The following is a 15797-nucleotide window of genomic DNA, read 5'->3' as shown; positions in this document are numbered from 1 at the left end:
TGCAGTACCCTCAAGGCGTTCCGCCATGCTCTCCGACATTTTCCAACTCGACGGAGAAACCGCCGTCGTCATCGGCGGTACCGGCGCTCTAGGGGGCGCCATGGCCGATGCACTCGCGGCGTTCGGCGCCCGCGTGGCCATCGTTGGCCGGAGCGCGGATCGAGGTCGGCAGCGGGTCCAAGCCATCGAGGCGACTGGCGGGACGGCGATCTTTCAAGCGGCGGACGCGTTAAGCGCCGATGCGGTCCGCGCGGCTCGCGATGAGATTGTTCGCCAACTCGGTCAGGTGAGCATCCTGGTGAACGCCGCCGGAGGCAATCGCCCCGACGCGACCTTGCCGCCCGGCAGCGACTTTTGCCGATTGCCCATCGAGGCGTGGCAAATCGTGTTCGATCTGAACCTCGTCGGCGGCGCGCTGCTGCCGTGCCAGATCTTCGGCGAGGCGATGGTGGCCGCCGGCCGCGGCAGCATCATCAACATTGCTTCCATGGCGGGAATGATTCCGCTGTCGCGGGTCGTCGCCTACTCCGCGGCGAAAGCGGCGGTGATCAACCTTACCCAATTCCTGGCCCGTGAATGGGCGCCCCGCGGCGTTCGCGTCAACGCGCTCAGCCCCGGCTTCTTCCCGGCTGAACAAAACCGCGGATTGCTCCTGAACGACGACGGCAGCTACACGGCGCGAGGCGGTCAAATCATCGGCCACACGCCAATGGCCCGGTTTGGCGAGGCCCAGGAACTCGCCGGCGCGACGGTATGGCTGGCTTCTCACCGCGCCGCCTCGTTCGTCACAGGTCAGAATATCGTGGTCGACGGAGGCTTCTCGGCAACGACCATTTAATCGTTAACCGCCCTCATCGCTGTTGCGTCCCGATGAGTGGCGAGCACTGAGTCACTTTCAATACCGACGCTCCCATATCGCTCCGATAAGTCAGTCACTCTCCCTGAGCAACGGTCAACGCCGTAGTCGCCCCCACATGTCCGCACTTAACATTCGCCAAGACTCCTGCGATCTCGATTTTCTTGCGCTCGGGGCGGTCGTTCATCGCCTCGACCCCGGGATTCTGCCGTTTCGTCGCGCGCGGTCGCTTGAAGTTCATGTTTCGGGGGGGGAGTACAACGTCGCCGCGAATCTGGCGAGCTGCTTCGGACTGAATACGGGCATCGCCACCGCGATGGTCGACTACGGCATTGGCGAGCTCGTCCAATCGCAGATTCGCGAGATGGGCGTCCGTCCGTTCTACAAGCACTTCACGCACGACGGCGTCCGAGGACCAAACATCGCCACGGTCTACAGCGATCGAGGGCACGGCGCTCGAGCCCCGGTCGTCTTTTACAACCGAGCGAACGAGGCGGGGGCATTGCTCAAGCCGGGCGACTTCGACTGGAACTCCATCTTTGCTCGCGGAGTTCGCTGGTTTCACTCGGGCGGCATCTTCGCGTCGCTTTCGGCAACAACGTCGCAACTGATACTCGAAGGAATGCAGGCAGCGAAGTCCGCATGCGCGGTCCGTTCGTTCGACCTCAACTATCGCGCCAAACTGTGGGCGACCTTAGGCGGCGCGGCCAAGGGCCAAGAAGTCTTTCGTCGAATTGCCAGCGAAGTTGACGTGTTAATCGGCAACGAAGAAGACTTGCAGATGAGCCTCGGGATTGAGGGTCCCAAGGTCGATGCGCACGGCAAGTCGAAGCTCGACACAGCGGTCTTCCTGGCGATGATCGAGAAGGTGCGCGAGCAGTTTCCGAACATCCAAGCGGTTGCGACGACCCTGCGCGAAGTCCACTCGACCAACCGCCACGACTGGGGCGCCGTGCTGTGGCTCGACGGCAAGAGCTATGTAAGTCCCACGCTGCATCTCGACGTCGTGGACCGGATCGGCGGCGGCGACGGCTTTGCGTCCGGCCTCATCTACGGCCTCATCCGCAACCTTCCGCCGGAAGAGTCCCTCCGCTTGGGGTGGGCTCATGGCGCTCTGTTGACGACCTTTCCGGGCGACGTCTCCATGGCCAAGCTCCACGAGGTTGAAGCACTCGCTAAGGGTGGCACGGCCCGCGTGCAGCGATAGCAAACAGGAGTCACGCAGCTGGGCCGCGGTTAAGCAGCGCGTTGGCCGCTTCGCCCCGCGCAAGCAGCCTGCATCGTCGGTCCGTCGACGCGTGAATGGTCGCCGCACGCCGGGATTTCCGGGGGCAGACGCCGACGTTTGCCGAGGCGCCCTGGCCATCTATAATGAAAGAGCTACCCTAACACTTTCCGCGGCAACAGGCGGTCGCCCCCACGCCAGTGTGCGGTTCACCCACCAGTGCGCTTGACCGGTCGCCGTATGGATCACGACTCCGCCCATCAGCCGCACGGAGCTCACGACGACGCTGACGATGCATTGGAAAGCGACGTCACGGTTATCGGTTCTGCTTCGTCGATCACGCCCCAAGTCTTCCCGCTGGGGCTGACTTCCCGCGAGCTGTCGCACGCGCTGCGGGGCGAGATGCTGGGGCATTTCCTGCTGCAGCATTACATCGGCGGCGGCGGGATGGGCGTCGTGTTCAAGGCCCTCGACACCACGCTCGATCGCATCGTCGCGGTGAAGGTCGTCTCGTCGCAGCGCGTTGATAACGAAGACCTGCAGCGACGCTTCCTCATTGAAGCTCAATCGACCGCGCGGCTCGACCATCCGAACATCGCCCGCGTCCACTACATTGGTCGTGACCGCGGTCTCCCGTACATCGTCTTCGAGTTCATCGATGGCGAGAACATTCGCGACGTGGTCGCCGATCGCGGCCCGTTGCCGGTGGCCGAGTCGGTCAGCTACGTCTATCAAATTGCTCATGCGCTCGCCCATGCCTGGCAGCGCGAAGTCGTCCATCGAGATATTAAGCCTTCCAACATCCTCGTTACGGCCGACGGGCAAGCGAAGCTGGTCGACATGGGCCTGGCGCGGCTGCGCCAGATGAACGACGAGACCGAAGAAGATCTAACGGCCACCGGCATCACGCTTGGCACGTTCGACTACATCTCGCCGGAGCAGGCACGAGATCCGCGGCTAGCCGACGCCCGCAGCGACATTTATTCGCTCGGCTGCACGTTGTTTTATATGCTCGCGGGACGGGCCCCGTTCGCGCAGGGAACGGCACTCCAAAAGCTGTTGCAACATCAGAGCGACCGGCCGCCAGACCTCCGCAGCTTTCGGGGCGACATACCGGACTCGGTCTCGCGGGTTGTTCGACGAATGCTGGCGAAGGCGCCGGCGGATCGGCATCAGACGCCGATCGACCTGATCGCGGATCTCGCTGAAATCCTAGAAGAACTCGATACGCCGTTGCCGTTTGCCGCGACGACGCTGCCGTGGACCATGCCGGCACGGACCGTCCCGCGCTGGCGCAAGCACGCGCTATGGTCGGCTCCGCTGGCCGCGCTGCTCCTCTTCGGCGTCGTCGCTGATCGTTTGACCAGAACAACAGGCGTGGCGGCGCCGTTTTTTCCTCCCTTGGAAGTGGCGCCAGACGTTGAGACGCCCGCGCCAAGCGGGGCGCCGCGAGCGGCAGCGGATTCGCCAGCGCCTTCCTCCGTGAGGTTAATGCCGTCGGAGGCGTCACTTCCGATCGGCGTTGCACCCGCTGCCCAAGCGCCGGTCGCCAGTGCGCCGTCGACTGGTGCATCAGCGCCCGTCGTCTCCACCGAGGGGGCGCCGACCGAGCCGCCGGCGGCATTCTCGCTCGACGAGCCCTGGGAAATGAGCAAGTCGCTGTGGGACATCGTCTCCAATTGGCCACCGGCGCTCGACGCGGCGCTGCCGGCGAACGTCGGCGGTTCGCCCGCTGGCGAGGGAGCTGTCCCGGCCCCCGTTGTCGCGCCTATCCTGCCCTCGCTGGATGCACCCGCTGTCGGGTCGCCCGTTGACGGCGGGCACTCAGCGCTGCCTCCGGTTGCCCCGGCGCCCGCGAGCGAACCGGTCATAAAACCCTAGCAGGGCGGCAGTTGGATCGCAGCTTGACACCCCATCGGCGGCGAATTCTACTACCTGGAACCTACCCATTGGGGTTAGTCGCTGCGGCGACCCTTCCCCTGCTTGCGGCGGCGGCGGCAGCGCCCTCCCTGGCCGCGAGTATCAGTTGCCCAGGAGCTTTCCAACATGCGTACGTTCGCCCTGACGATGTTCTGCGCCGTTGCCCTGTCTGGCTTCACCGCCAACTCGGCCAGCGCCATCGCCCCGTTCCAGGCGGTCTTCATCAAAGAATATATCAACGATCATCCGAACGAAGAGTTCGCCAAGATGGTCAAGACGAAGGCCAAGTGCCACATTTGCCATCAGGGCAAGAAGATCGGCCCCCACCATAACGCCTACGGCAAGCATCTGGTGGAACTTCTCGATGCGAAGACCGACAAGAAGGACGTCGAGAAGATCAAGGCGGCCCTGGCCACGGTTGCTGAGATGCACAGCGACCCGGAGGATGACAAGAGCCCGACCTACGGCGAGTTGATCGCGAAGGGCGAACTCCCGGGCGGCGACCTGGAAAAGGCCAAGGAAGAACCAAAAGAAGAGTAGGAGCGATCGCGTTGCCAGTGGTGCGACCCGCTCTTTCGCGACACACGACGAAGGTTGCCTCTAACTAGATAGAGGCAACCTTTTTTATTGCGCATCGCCTGCGGTCGCGTCGATCGCGGGCGCTGGTCCAGCATTGGCGCTTCGGCTCGACCGTAGCGCGAAGGACATGAAGACGACCGTGATCGTCAACAGAACGCAGGCCCGAAAGGTTTGCCGTCGATCGTCATCGCCCCAGGCAATCGTGGCCAGCGACTGCATCACTCCCAGGGCCACCCACACGCCGCCTGCCAGGCCGATCGTCGCCGGCCAGCTTCCTCCCATCATGGCCTGCTGCGACGCCTGGTCGCTTGCCAACAGCAGCCAGATCCCGACGGGAATCTGCAGCACCGTCGCCGCCAACGCACAGCCGGCCAGCCGCCGCGCCGTTCCAGCGTCGACAGACTCCGCTGCGCTCGTCGCGACGCGATGACACGCCGCCAGCGCCGCCGCGAAGGCAACGGCGATCGATGCCAACGCGAAGTGGACCCATAACGAAAGCACTTCAGGCCGCAACCAGAGACGCCTGAGGGTTGGGCGATCGAGCACGGCGTCCGCAGCCCAGTCGCCATTGGCGGCTAGTTCGCCGAAGACCGCCATCAACGGCGGAAAGTGGTAAAGCAAGTTTGTCGCCGTTGCCGCGGCAAGCAGCCACATTAGCTTGGGCCGGTGGATTAGCTTTACACAGGCCGCGATGCACGCCGCGGAAAAAAGTAGCTCCGACCCGGCAAACCAATAGGCGTCGGCCGGAAAACGCGCGAGCGCCGCGCGTACGCCTGCGCTTGGCGCCAGCAACATGATTCCGCCGACCAGCGCGCCAATGGCAAGACACGCCAGCGACCAACCGAAAGTCTTGCGGGCTCCCCGGTCAAGCGCATGAGATCGATCGCCAGCGCGTCGGCTTCGCGTCGCCAGCCAGGCTCCGGCCAGCGGACCTGCTGAGGCGACGTTCATCGCGAGCAAATGGATTGCCAACAGCAGCGTCGTCGCCGTTTCCAACACGCCTTCTCTCCAAGTTCCCTGGGGGCGCTATTGTAATCGAGGGCGGGCGGCAGCCCAATTGACACCCCCCTGCCCCGCGAACTACGATCGCAAGATCGGCCGCCCGCAGGCGGCGCGTCGCCGGGGCGATTAGCTCAGTTGGTAGAGCGTCACGCTTACACCGTGAATGTCGGGGGTTCGAGCCCCTCATCGCCCACTCAATGTAAGTCTTAGCCGGTCATGAGTTTCTGACACCTGCCAACGTTTGGCAGTGCGGCATTTCCCAAGAGCGCAAAACGGTAAATACCGTTTTGGCGTTCGAAGCTCGGGAGATTCGCACGTGCCACGTCTAATTCAAGCTGTTCCGAAGTATCGGAAGCATCGCGCTAGTGGGCAGGCGATCGTCACCATCAATGGTCGCGATCACTATCTCGGTCCACACAACTCTAAGTCAAGCAAGCTCGAATATGATCGCCTCGTCACTGAGTGGCTGTCATCGGGGAGGTCTGCTTCGTTCGGCGCCGCGCAGCCCGAACTGACCATCGTCGAGCTCGTCGCCGACTACCTGCTGTTCGCCAAGGAGTACTACGGCGACAGGACACACGGCACCTTCGCGACGATGAAACGCGTTGCGCGGCCTCTGAAGGCCCTATATGGTCGAACGCCGGCGGCTGAGTTCGGCGTGGTCCAGTTCAAGGCAGTTCGACAAGCGATCATCGCAGAGGACCACAGCCGCGGTCACGTCAACGAGTTGATGAGCAGGATGGTTGCGATCTTCCGCTGGGGCGCCGCCGAAGGAAAGATCCCCGCCAATGTTGCTCAAACGCTGGCGATCATCCCAGGATTACGCAAGGGACGAACGACGCTGCGAGAGACGGAGCCAGTGAGGCCGGTCGAGCCAAAAATCGTCGAAGCCACCCTGCCCCATCTGTCGCCCATCGTGGCTGCAATGGTTCGATTCCAACTGCTGACAGGTGCGCGACCCGGGGAGGTTTGCAAGCTGCGTCCTTGCGACGTCGATCGCTCCGGCGAGGTGTGGACGGCTAAGCCTGCCGAGCACAAAACGGCCCATTTCGGGAAGGACCGAACCATTTTCATTGGCCCGCAGGCTCAAGACATTCTCCGTCCCTACCTGCTGCGGGATGCAATCGACTGCTGTTTCTCCCCCGGCGAATCTGCCGCATGGTGGCGCGAGCAGCGGGCGGCGGCCAGAAAGACGCCACTGTCGTGCGGCAATCGGGCCGGCACAAATCGCAAGCGGAAGCCCGCGCGGAAACCGGGTGGCCGCTTCAAGACTGGCTCCTACGCTGTGGCAATCACTCGCGCCTGTATCAAGGCCCGTATCGAGCATTGGTCACCCAACCAGTTGCGCCACGCCGCGGCGACCGAAGTCCGTCGCGAATTCGGACTGGAAGCCGCGCAGATAGTTCTGGGCCATTCCAAAGCGGACGTGACCCAGGTTTACGCCGAGCGTGATTTGGCGAAGGGTTTGGAAGTGGCGAAGCGTATCGGTTAAATTCTCATTGTCGAGTTCGCGGGGTAGCTCCCCGCCAGACCCGCCGGCGTCGCAGTACCTTACCGCTGCGGCGCCGGCTGGTCGCTCGGCGGAAAGGTAAGGCAATTCTGATGGTTCCCCAATCCAATGCTTCGCCGCGTGTCGGCAAGATCACCAACTGGACAGAGTTCTTCGAAGCTCTCGAAGATTTCGAGACCATCGTCGCCAACTTCTGGGACAGCGAACTCGCCCCCGACTTACCACCGCGGCTCTCAACTCTCGGCTTGCAACTAGCTGCGTGGATGACGGAGAAAACCCCGCACGATCCGACCCCCATGCTGGACTTGATGCGGGCCATCCAAGCAAAAGACCCCCTCGGCTGCATGAGCGCCTTTCGAGTTCCCGTTGTGGAAGTCGATAAGCTACTGTGGCGATGGTGGCCAACGAAGGAACTTCTGATCGACGCGGCACTGGCTGCCCAGGGCGAGCCGGCGGGCGAGTCAGTTGACCGACCCCCCATCAAGGCGGGACCGAAAATCAAGAAGTTAATCGAGGCGTACCTGGACGGCGAACGCAACATCCCCCGATTGAAGCAGCAGGCCCAACAGAGAACGGAAGGGGCGACCAACCAGGCTATTAGTCGGCTCTTACTCGGCAAATACGACACAAGTTGGCTCAGCAAGGAGCACAAAGCTGAGCTAAAACGTCTGACTTCCTGACATGTCATACACGCTCTACCGCTTCCGGGACCATACACGCTCTCCGTAATGGCCTTACTAATAACGACTTACAGAGAGCGTGCTTTCCGGGTTCGACGACACTGATATCGACCGACTAGTTTTGCAATTGTGTGATTCACTTCATCACCAATTGCGAGGATATAATGGTCGATTTTCTTAAAGAGCGTCGGCTCTCACTCACTGAACTCGCCCGGCAGGAGGGCGTCTCTGTTCCCACTCCGTGGCGATGGTCAAACCGCGGCGTCAAAGGCGTCGTGTTGGAAACCTTCAGCATCGGTGGACGCCGCTACACCACTCAAGAGGCGTTCCAGCGGTTCGTAGAACGCTCCACCGCCGCCGCCACTGGCGTCACCGCTCCCGGACCCCGCACCAATCGCCAGCGTGAAGCGGCAATTCGCAAGGCCGAAGCCGAGCTAGCCAAGGCCGGCGTCTAGGTCACTCATCGCCCCGTCGCACCGCGACCAGCGTATGGGCGTTTCTATGTCGGTCGCACCCCTGGAGAAACTATGGACGTTACCCCCACTTGGCAGAGCGTGGTCGAGCTAGCGGCTCACCCCGTCGCGGAGATTCGCACGGCGGCGTTGCGAGAGTTGCATCGGCTGGCGGGCTATCTCGACAAGCAACGAGATAGCGGCAGTGACCACCACGCCATCGACCCGGGCAGCATCGGGGAAGAGTGAACCACGGGGAAGCCGGTCGCCAAAGTTTGGCCACCGCGGCGACCGGCCCCCGCAATTCTGGAGAGCGAGCAAATGGAGTATCCACAGAAACCACTACAGCGGCAACAGGTTCTCGCCGTCTGTAACGGCAACTACGTCGAATTTTTCGCTGAACGGAACATCGACATTCACGTTGCCAAGATTCCGCAACCAGACACTTGCGGTTTAGAAGACCTTGCGGAGCAATGCCTGGAGTGCTCGATACCGCTCCGGTTCCGCCATCTCTTTGACCGCTCCAAGCTTCGCGGCAATGCGTTCATAGCACCGCTGGCAGCGACTGTCGCGTTATACGCACGGGCAAAGCGGCGGGCGTTGTCGCAAGTGGACCGCATCGCCGAAGACGAACGGGGGGCGGTTGCATGAGCGTGCGTATCCAACAACTAGAAGCCATCCAACGCGACGTTTGCAATGACGTTTCCAACGCTGCTCGGTTCGCCGAACAGCACGGGCGCCATCTTCGCTACGTCCACGGTTGGAACTCGTGGCTGCGGTTCGACGGCGTTCGTTGGCGGGCTGACGACAACGGCGTGGTGATGCGATACGCGAAGCAAACCGCGTCGAGCATCTACTCTGAGGCTGCCGTCTGTGGCTCAGATTCGTTGCAGAAGTCGCTGGCGAACTGGGCGAGGCTTTCACACTCACGGGCCCGGCTGGAGTCGATGGTCGAACTGGCGAAGAGTGAACGCCCGTTGCCGATAACCGTCGACAAGCTGGACGCCGACCCTTGGGATTTGAATTGCATCAACGGAACGGTGGACCTGCGAACCGGCGAATTGCGGAAGCACGACAGCGCCGACCTGATTACCAAGTCGACCTGCCTGATTTATCCGACCGAAGCGGGAAGCGAGCCAGTGCTGTGGCTGGAGTTTCTCGACCGGATATTCGCCAGCAACGTCGAGCTTATCGCGTTCATCAGGCGGCTGATTGGCTCGGCGATGCCCGGACTCGTGATGGAGCACCGGTTGCCCATTCTGTACGGCAACGGGAGCAACGGGAAAAGCGTGTTCACCGAGACGCTGTTGACGGCGTTCGGCGAGTACGCCTGCAAGGCTCCGGCGGGGCTGCTCATGCAAAGCCGGGGCGAACGGCATCCGTGCGAATTGGCCGACCTGCACGGCAAGCGACTTGTTTGCATCAGCGAGACGGCGGACGGAGCCCGGTTGAACGAGCCGCTAGTCAAAGAGCTATGCGGCGGCGACACCATCAAGGCTCGCAGGATGCGTGAGAACTTTTGGGAGTTTAAGCCATCGCATCAAGTGCTGTTGACCACCAACCACCGGCCTGTCGTTCGTGGCACTGACCACGGCATCTGGCGTCGGCTACTGCTGATCCCGTTCAGCGTGACGATCGACGAGGCTCGCCAAGACAACCAACTCCAGCAAAAGCTGCGGAAGGAACTCGGCTCAATCTTGCGGTGGTGCGTTGACGGTTGCCTGGCGTGGCGACGAGACGGATTGAAGGCGCCAGCGTGCGTTGTGGAAGCCACGAGCGAGTATCGCGCCGAGTCGGATTCGTTCGCTCGCTGGTTCGATGAACGATGCCTAGTTGCCGAGCACGCCGGCTGCAAAGCGAGTGAGGCGTTCGGAGACTATCGGGCGTGGTGTGAGCGGTTGAATGAGCGTGCGGTGAACCAAACAGCCTTCGGACGCCGCATTTTGGAAAAACTGTTCACCAAAAGTAAGACCCGAGATGGCTACAGATATGGCGGATTCGGGCTGGTTATTTGATGTGTGAACAGTGTGAACAGTGTGAACACTTTCCCCTATTAGTCCCTATACGAGAGAAATAAATAGAAATTAACCGGAAAGTGGGTGCAAACTGTTCACAGTGTTCACACCGGTCGGAAAGGAAACCCAATGACCCAGCAACAACTCACCTTTGACCACAGCGTTCGCGACCGCATCGAGCGGCTGCTGGCTCGCGTGGAAGGCATCCGTCGTGGCATCGACATCGGCAGGTCCGTTGTGTTCGATGACGCAGGAGCGGCTCATGCGGCGGCTGTGGCGGCGAATGACCCCGGGGGGACGGTCAGTTTCCAGAGCGGTGAGTTCCAAAACCATAACGCTAAGTGCGCACAATTTGTCGCGAGTTTCACATAGGGGGCTTAGTTTCGCTGTCAGCAATGGGGAAGGTTGCTACGTCTGCCATTTGACGGACAAGTCTCGGAGTGAAACGAAACCCCAATCGATCAGAAAGCCGGTTAATTTAACAAATGAACGGCCGCATCCGGCCTCATACGCGAGAGGGGCCAATTGGCTCTAACCCGGAGAGAGTTACGAAAACGATGAAGCGACCTGCTTCCAAGCACGTCCAAGGTCTCGCCAGAACGGCGCGCCACGAAGGATGCCTCACGGCAGGCCCTACGAGCCACCAGGGCGCGCGCCGCGGCGTCTCAAGCGTAAAGAGTCAAGATAACCTTATAACGCAGCAGCGCGCCAACTAGGGGCCTTCTAGGGCATTGCTGCACCGTGCGGCTTGGCGCCGATGAGGCGAGACGTTCGACTGCGATTTGATTTGCGGTAGTTTTCGACTCGCGATCTTTGACAACTTGACTTTAGCCCGCGCCGCGCGAGAACGACTCCCGGCGCGGGCGTGAAGTGCGTGCCGATCGCTGGATGGGCAGACGGACCGGTCGCCGCAATTTGTGCGCTTGGTCGGGCGTGGTTTCGTGGGTCCCCTTTTGCCCGGTTGAGAATTTTTTAATCGCCCCCCGCCCCCTCATGCCGTGGGAACTGTTCGAGTAGTCTCCGCGTCCCCGTACAACCTCACGCTCTGCGGCCCTCAGCGCCACGCTAATGCGTCCCAGTGGTTGCTGGTAGATTCCCTTCGGCGGCCTGCGAAGGCGCGTTACGGGGCAGCTGGTGCGGTCGTTTTCTTCAGCCCCCACCCGCTACACTGAGGGGCATGAAAGACTTATGGGGATTCGTCGGCTACCTAATGAGCTTCGGTGGCGTCACTCCGCATTGGGCCAAGACGCCTAAAGCCAGGTGGGTTCAAGTCGTTTCGCTGCTAGTCTTGCTGCTAATTGGCGCTGCGCTCAGCGCACCCCTCTACCTCCAGGGCAATTAGAAAAACTGTCCTAGCAACACGCTGTTAGGACAGTACCCACCGACGGAAGGTTTACCCGCTTCGCCCCAGCGAAATTCATTGCATGCAAAGAATGTTCATCAACGCCGCCGTGTGCAGCCCGACGGAGACGGCCGGCGAGTTTCAATTCGTGGCCTATACCGGTGGGAACATCGCCGAGAACTATCGGCTCGCCGTGACGCGAGAGGAAGCGCAGGCCGAACTAGAGAAACTGGCAGCCAAGTATGGCTGGCCGCCGATGATGATGGACGAGCAGTTCCCGCATCGTCCGGCGCGGCTGGCCAACTTTGGCGAGTGATACAATCTATCTCTATGCCCCGCCCCCGCTTCACTCTCCGCCGGCTCTTCCTTGCGATGGCAGTCGCGGCGGTCTTCTTCTGGGCCGGTCAACTTATTCACTCAGTCGTCGGCTCCGTCGTGCCAACAAGCGCCATCGCGCAGCTGCGGCCGGGGATGAAAGCCAAAGAGGTCAAACGCTTGTTAGGACAGCCGACAAGCATCGACGAAGGCTATTGGCTCTACGAGAAGCCAATGAACCCTGGCTGGTTGGGGATTGGATTTAACGAGAACGGGGAACTCGTGGGGTACGACCACGAGACCGTCCTGCCGTGAAGCCTCTCATCCTTGCGGGCGGCGAAGGCGGCGTGAGGAGAGGAGGCCGACCATCCCCACCGCGGCGATCACCAAGCCACTCGGTTCGGGAAACGTTGGATCTGTGAGCGGAATGGTATTGATGCCCGTATCATAGAGGACATTTCCCGCTGATATGAGTTGAATCTGGTAGGAAAAACCGCCTCCGCTACTCATCATCACGTTCCCAAGGAACAAGTCGCCGCCGGGCTCAGCGGCAGTCGTGATCGTACCGCCAAGCTTACCAACGGTGAACGACAACTCTTGGCCATTGTTAATCAAGCCAACTTGCGTGAGGGCTAGGCCGCCCGGAAAATCCAGCGGATCGGCTGTCAACATCCGGTTCGGGTAGGTGAAGAGATCCCCCGGTGGACGGGGGACGCCCGCGGAGGCACCGCTGTTTGCATTGATGAAAGATCCCAGATAGCTCTTCGCTTGGAAAAAAATAGCATCGAAAGACCCGTTGAAATTGCCGCCATCGACGTAGAAGCTATAAACGTTGTTGGGGGAAATGTTAGGCTTTACCACGAACTCGGCGGCGACGACCGGGCGGAAAAACGCTGTTGCGATGAACGCCGCGAGTAAGACGGTTTGTTTCATAAAGTGACCGTGGATGAAGTTGCTTTACTTGGGGGTGTTCTCACTACAACCGCTCCCAGCCTCCCGGCCGGGGTCAGGCTTGTCGGTCACTGCCCGATAGGCCCAATAGATTGTCGTCGCGGCAAAGATCACTGTTTGAAGGCCGCCTTCGAGCGATTGTTCACTGTAAGCTGTCATGCCCCGCTCAGCGGTAGAGCACAATAAGACAGTGACTAAGGCTAGATTCAAGAGGCGCGTCCAGGTCATTCCCATGCCCTGCATTCTATCCGCCGCCGCGGGAGCTTCCTACAGAATCACTGCCATTCGCAATCACGAACCGATGATCGTCATCCCAACTAGTGCCGACCGCAGTATGGACGACGTGACGACTCGGTATGGTTTAGAGCGAGGCACAAACGGGCGTCGCTAATTTCATGCGGAACGTTCGCGTTTGCAGCGACAGCTCACCGCAGATAGCATGTCCATGTGTGCTTTATCCAGCCCAATGAGCTACCGACCAATACCACGCGGAGTGGGCAGTGTTTGCGAATACGTTGAGATTTGAGACGCTTGAAAACCGCCTCGCGTTCAGCGCCGTTCCATATCTAGTCGCAGACGTTGATGACCTTAATGGCGAAAACGTCGACAATGGTCCACGCGTGCTCACCGAAGTGGGAGACCACGTTTTCTTTACTGCGAGCGATAGCCAGCACGGGAATGAATTGTGGAAATCCGACGGTACAGCGGAAGGCACGCTTCTCGTTAAGGATATCAATCCGAACGGTAGCGGGTTGAATACTGCCTCCCGGCTCGTCAACGTCAGCGGGGTTCTTTACTTCATGGCGAACGACGGCGCGCATGGTTACCAGCTATGGAAGAGCGACGGAAACGAAGCTGGCACGGTGATGGTTACGAACTCCACGCCCGGACTCGACTTTAGCTTTAACCAAACCCTGTTTAACCACAGCGGACTTCTGCTGTTCGCGGTGTACGATGAAACGCACCTTAACTCGCTTTGGCGGAGCGACGGAACTTCGGCTGGCACATACAGAATCGAGGACCTGTATATACGCCATGGCATCACAGACCCTAGACAGCTTACGGAGATAGATGGATTCACGTACTTTATAGCAACGTCGATTACGAATACTTCGCGACGTGATGGGCTGTGGCGTACCGACGGAAGTTCGGCTGGCACAGTACCCTTATCGATACCTGCAAACAATCCGTCGCAGATTACGAATGTCAACGGCGTATTGTACTTCGCGGACTTGGATGGATTGTGGAAACAAGACTCCATCACGCTCACCAAGCTTGACGCTTCTACTCATGGCTTGGCAGGTCAAGATAATTTGATAAACGTTGGGGGAACCCTGTTCTTCACGAAAGAAGATTCAATCACAGGCATCGAACTCTGGAAAAGCAACGGCACCCCAGCAGGGACTGTGAGAGTGAGCGATGTCTTTCCCGGTTCCTACGATTCAAACCCACGACAATTGACGAATGTCTCAGGCACACTGTACTTCGTGGCCAACGACGATTACTTCAATGACGAGTTGTGGAAGTCGGATGGCACTGCTGCAGGCACTGTCAAAGTACGAGATTTGATGCCAAGTTGGAGTGGGTCGCGCATTTCCAATCTGACCAACGTCGATGGCACGTTGTACTTCCGTGCGGACGGCGACAATCGAGCGACCAGAAATGCCGAAGTGTGGAAAACTGATGGCACCGAAGCTGGGACTGTCCAGGTCGGTGAGATTCGGCCTGGCAATGAAGGGTCCGACCCACGCAGTCTAGTCAACGTCGCTGGAAAGCTGTTCTTTACGGCGAATGATGGCACGCATGGACCGGAGCTGTGGTCGCTTCGTCCGGCCCCGCTTGGCGACTACACGTCAAATGGCATTGTTGATGGCGCGGATTTTCTTGCATGGCAGCGTGCATTTGGCACAAGTGCGACGCCCAATGGCGAAGGAGCAGATGGGAACGGAGACGGGCTGGTAGATTCTATGGACTTACAAGTCTGGCAAGACGCCATTGCGCCAATCGGCGCAATGCTTACGCAATCCGAAACGGAAGACGCCGCAAGGACGAGTAGACTAGCCACGGACTCACTCTTCTCAAGCGGCGACTTTACTGCACTTTTCACGGTCGACTCTGATGTCAACCATATCTGCATGCGCGGCAAAGTCCGTATCCATCGTAGCTTCTAGAGCCTTTGATCAAATTGGAAGCCTTGCTGATATTCGTAGGCTGGTGTGAATTCGCTCCGCCACCACAACGGCAAACAGCCAACGCTTGCCGCGAAGCAAACGGCGCCACGGCCTAGCGGACGTAGGTGAGCATGGGGGATCGAGTGGCGACGGCAGGCGTTTTCGGACGGTCCATCAATAGGGTCCCCTTTTGCCTTGCTCGGAGATTTTGAAACGCCTCCCGCCCCTTCGCGTGTTGGGAACCGTGAGAGTAGTCTCCGCATCGGCGAAGCATGCCGGGGGTCCCACGGCTGTGCAGAGAGTTTACCGCACCCCCTGATCGATCTCATTCGCGAGTCGTATGTAGCCCCCCCTCCCTCGCTGGCAACGTTTGGCGTGTCGTCAACAGACCGAGGTTGCTCGACTCCCGACGTGTTCCCGATCTTTTACACTAACAGAACGACACACCTGCCGTGACTTACGTCTGAGGCTTTCAAAGCGTGCCAGATCAACCGGCAAGTAACCGGCACATTGCCGCCGTCGATCCGATCATGAATTACGGTTCACTCTGCAGTGCCGGCTCTTGTCATTCGGCGCACTGCTCATGCCCGGCATTCAAACCGCCGGCGCGGAAACATCCTACAACACGACCGACATCCCCAGCCGCCCAGCCACGATCGTCGTGGCGATGATCGCCGAGCGGAGCGTGAAGCGGCGGCCGAGTCTCATAGCGTAATGAGCAAGAAAGATGGCCTTTGTGGCTATAAAAAGGTCGCATTAGACTCGTATCCAATGTACCT

Annotated in this window: 19 protein-coding genes and 1 tRNA gene; 17 read left to right on the top strand and 3 right to left on the bottom strand. The window is 60.1% G+C overall.

Annotated elements, in window-relative coordinates:
- Positions 1-25 precede the first annotated feature (25 nt).
- The 4 genes from I41_RS19300 (at position 26) to I41_RS19285 (ending at position 4541) form a co-directional block, all read left to right on the top strand.
- Positions 26-838 carry an SDR family oxidoreductase gene (locus I41_RS19300; RefSeq protein WP_145434563.1) on the top strand — a complete coding sequence of 271 codons (813 nt, stop codon included), beginning with the start codon at positions 26-28 and terminating at the stop codon, positions 836-838.
- A 136-nt stretch (positions 839-974) separates the two neighbouring features.
- Positions 975-2063, top strand: coding sequence for a sugar kinase (locus tag I41_RS19295; protein WP_145434562.1), 1089 nt, complete (start codon positions 975-977; stop codon positions 2061-2063).
- A 258-nt stretch (positions 2064-2321) separates the two neighbouring features.
- On the top strand, positions 2322-3962 hold the full coding sequence (locus I41_RS19290) for a serine/threonine-protein kinase (protein WP_145434561.1): 1641 nt from the start codon (positions 2322-2324) through the stop codon (positions 3960-3962).
- A 165-nt stretch (positions 3963-4127) separates the two neighbouring features.
- A complete protein-coding gene (locus I41_RS19285) occupies positions 4128-4541 on the top strand; it encodes a hypothetical protein (protein ID WP_145434560.1) in 414 nt (137 codons plus the stop codon).
- Positions 4542-4625: 84 nt separating this feature from the next.
- Here I41_RS19285 and I41_RS19280 read toward each other — a convergent pair whose 3' ends face one another.
- Complete coding sequence (locus tag I41_RS19280; RefSeq protein WP_145434559.1) at positions 4626-5579, bottom strand: hypothetical protein; 954 nt, start codon at positions 5577-5579, stop codon at positions 4626-4628.
- Positions 5580-5702: 123 nt separating this feature from the next.
- Between I41_RS19280 and I41_RS19275 the strand changes: the two genes are divergently transcribed.
- From I41_RS19275 to I41_RS19235, 11 genes are all read left to right on the top strand, one after another.
- Positions 5703-5775 (top strand) — tRNA-Val (locus I41_RS19275).
- A gap of 123 nt (positions 5776-5898) precedes the next feature.
- Positions 5899-7074 carry a tyrosine-type recombinase/integrase gene (locus tag I41_RS19270; RefSeq protein WP_145434558.1) on the top strand — a complete coding sequence of 392 codons (1176 nt, stop codon included), beginning with the start codon at positions 5899-5901 and terminating at the stop codon, positions 7072-7074.
- A 110-nt stretch (positions 7075-7184) separates the two neighbouring features.
- Positions 7185-7772 carry a hypothetical protein gene (locus tag I41_RS19265; RefSeq protein ID WP_145434557.1) on the top strand — a complete coding sequence of 196 codons (588 nt, stop codon included), beginning with the start codon at positions 7185-7187 and terminating at the stop codon, positions 7770-7772.
- A gap of 164 nt (positions 7773-7936) precedes the next feature.
- Positions 7937-8227, top strand: coding sequence for a DUF1580 domain-containing protein (locus I41_RS19260; RefSeq protein ID WP_145434556.1), 291 nt, complete (start codon positions 7937-7939; stop codon positions 8225-8227).
- Between the two features lie 72 nt (positions 8228-8299).
- Complete coding sequence (locus I41_RS27440) at positions 8300-8473, top strand: hypothetical protein (RefSeq protein WP_168207024.1); 174 nt, start codon at positions 8300-8302, stop codon at positions 8471-8473.
- Positions 8474-8545: 72 nt separating this feature from the next.
- Positions 8546-8875 carry a hypothetical protein gene (locus I41_RS19255; RefSeq protein WP_145434555.1) on the top strand — a complete coding sequence of 110 codons (330 nt, stop codon included), beginning with the start codon at positions 8546-8548 and terminating at the stop codon, positions 8873-8875.
- Positions 8872-10239 (top strand): DNA primase family protein, encoded by a 1368-nt coding sequence (locus I41_RS19250; protein ID WP_145434554.1) that lies wholly within the window; start codon positions 8872-8874, stop codon positions 10237-10239. Before I41_RS19255 ends, I41_RS19250 begins: the two co-directional genes overlap by 4 nt.
- A 129-nt stretch (positions 10240-10368) precedes the next feature.
- The gene (locus I41_RS27775) at positions 10369-10611 is read left to right on the top strand and encodes a hypothetical protein (protein ID WP_210421004.1); all 243 of its coding nucleotides are present in this window, start codon (positions 10369-10371) and stop codon (positions 10609-10611) included.
- 805 nt (positions 10612-11416) lie between these two features.
- Complete coding sequence (locus tag I41_RS27435) at positions 11417-11581, top strand: hypothetical protein (RefSeq protein ID WP_168207022.1); 165 nt, start codon at positions 11417-11419, stop codon at positions 11579-11581.
- Positions 11582-11663: 82 nt separating this feature from the next.
- Positions 11664-11897, top strand: a complete 234-nt coding sequence (locus I41_RS19240; RefSeq protein WP_145434552.1) for a hypothetical protein — start codon at positions 11664-11666, stop codon at positions 11895-11897.
- A 14-nt stretch (positions 11898-11911) separates the two neighbouring features.
- Complete coding sequence (locus I41_RS19235) at positions 11912-12211, top strand: outer membrane protein assembly factor BamE (protein WP_145434551.1); 300 nt, start codon at positions 11912-11914, stop codon at positions 12209-12211.
- 6 nt (positions 12212-12217) lie between these two features.
- Here the strand turns inward: I41_RS19235 and I41_RS19230 are convergent, their stop codons facing one another.
- Positions 12218-12829 (bottom strand): hypothetical protein, encoded by a 612-nt coding sequence (locus tag I41_RS19230; protein WP_145434550.1) that lies wholly within the window; start codon positions 12827-12829, stop codon positions 12218-12220.
- 24 nt (positions 12830-12853) lie between these two features.
- A complete protein-coding gene (locus tag I41_RS27430) occupies positions 12854-13006 on the bottom strand; it encodes a hypothetical protein (RefSeq protein ID WP_168207021.1) in 153 nt (50 codons plus the stop codon).
- 341 nt (positions 13007-13347) lie between these two features.
- Here I41_RS27430 and I41_RS19225 point away from each other — a divergent pair, with 341 nt between their 5' ends.
- Complete coding sequence (locus I41_RS19225) at positions 13348-15018, top strand: ELWxxDGT repeat protein (protein WP_145434549.1); 1671 nt, start codon at positions 13348-13350, stop codon at positions 15016-15018.
- A 583-nt stretch (positions 15019-15601) separates the two neighbouring features.
- Complete coding sequence (locus I41_RS28350) at positions 15602-15733, top strand: hypothetical protein (protein WP_261342432.1); 132 nt, start codon at positions 15602-15604, stop codon at positions 15731-15733.
- Positions 15734-15797 lie beyond the last annotated feature (64 nt).

The sequence above is a fragment of the Lacipirellula limnantheis genome, from assembly GCF_007746075.1.
In the GTDB taxonomy this organism is placed as follows: domain Bacteria; phylum Planctomycetota; class Planctomycetia; order Pirellulales; family Lacipirellulaceae; genus Lacipirellula; species Lacipirellula limnantheis.
Note: the sequence above shows the minus strand (reverse complement) of the source record. Positions and strands in the feature narration are given on the sequence as shown.

Coding starts and splice junctions, on each gene's coding strand:
- I41_RS19290 (WP_145434561.1), top strand. CDS start 2,322: ATGGATCACGACTCCGCCCATCAGCCGCACGGAGCTCACGACGACGCT.
- I41_RS19230 (WP_145434550.1), bottom strand. CDS start 12,829: ATGAAACAAACCGTCTTACTCGCGGCGTTCATCGCAACAGCGTTTTTC.
- I41_RS19250 (WP_145434554.1), top strand. CDS start 8,872: ATGAGCGTGCGTATCCAACAACTAGAAGCCATCCAACGCGACGTTTGC.
- I41_RS19260 (WP_145434556.1), top strand. CDS start 7,937: ATGGTCGATTTTCTTAAAGAGCGTCGGCTCTCACTCACTGAACTCGCC.
- I41_RS28350 (WP_261342432.1), top strand. CDS start 15,602: ATGCCCGGCATTCAAACCGCCGGCGCGGAAACATCCTACAACACGACC.
- I41_RS27775 (WP_210421004.1), top strand. CDS start 10,369: ATGACCCAGCAACAACTCACCTTTGACCACAGCGTTCGCGACCGCATC.
- I41_RS19240 (WP_145434552.1), top strand. CDS start 11,664: ATGCAAAGAATGTTCATCAACGCCGCCGTGTGCAGCCCGACGGAGACG.
- I41_RS19235 (WP_145434551.1), top strand. CDS start 11,912: ATGCCCCGCCCCCGCTTCACTCTCCGCCGGCTCTTCCTTGCGATGGCA.
- I41_RS27440 (WP_168207024.1), top strand. CDS start 8,300: ATGGACGTTACCCCCACTTGGCAGAGCGTGGTCGAGCTAGCGGCTCAC.
- I41_RS19295 (WP_145434562.1), top strand. CDS start 975: ATGTCCGCACTTAACATTCGCCAAGACTCCTGCGATCTCGATTTTCTT.
- I41_RS19300 (WP_145434563.1), top strand. CDS start 26: ATGCTCTCCGACATTTTCCAACTCGACGGAGAAACCGCCGTCGTCATC.
- I41_RS27430 (WP_168207021.1), bottom strand. CDS start 13,006: ATGACAGCTTACAGTGAACAATCGCTCGAAGGCGGCCTTCAAACAGTG.
- I41_RS27435 (WP_168207022.1), top strand. CDS start 11,417: ATGAAAGACTTATGGGGATTCGTCGGCTACCTAATGAGCTTCGGTGGC.
- I41_RS19285 (WP_145434560.1), top strand. CDS start 4,128: ATGCGTACGTTCGCCCTGACGATGTTCTGCGCCGTTGCCCTGTCTGGC.
- I41_RS19255 (WP_145434555.1), top strand. CDS start 8,546: ATGGAGTATCCACAGAAACCACTACAGCGGCAACAGGTTCTCGCCGTC.
- I41_RS19265 (WP_145434557.1), top strand. CDS start 7,185: ATGGTTCCCCAATCCAATGCTTCGCCGCGTGTCGGCAAGATCACCAAC.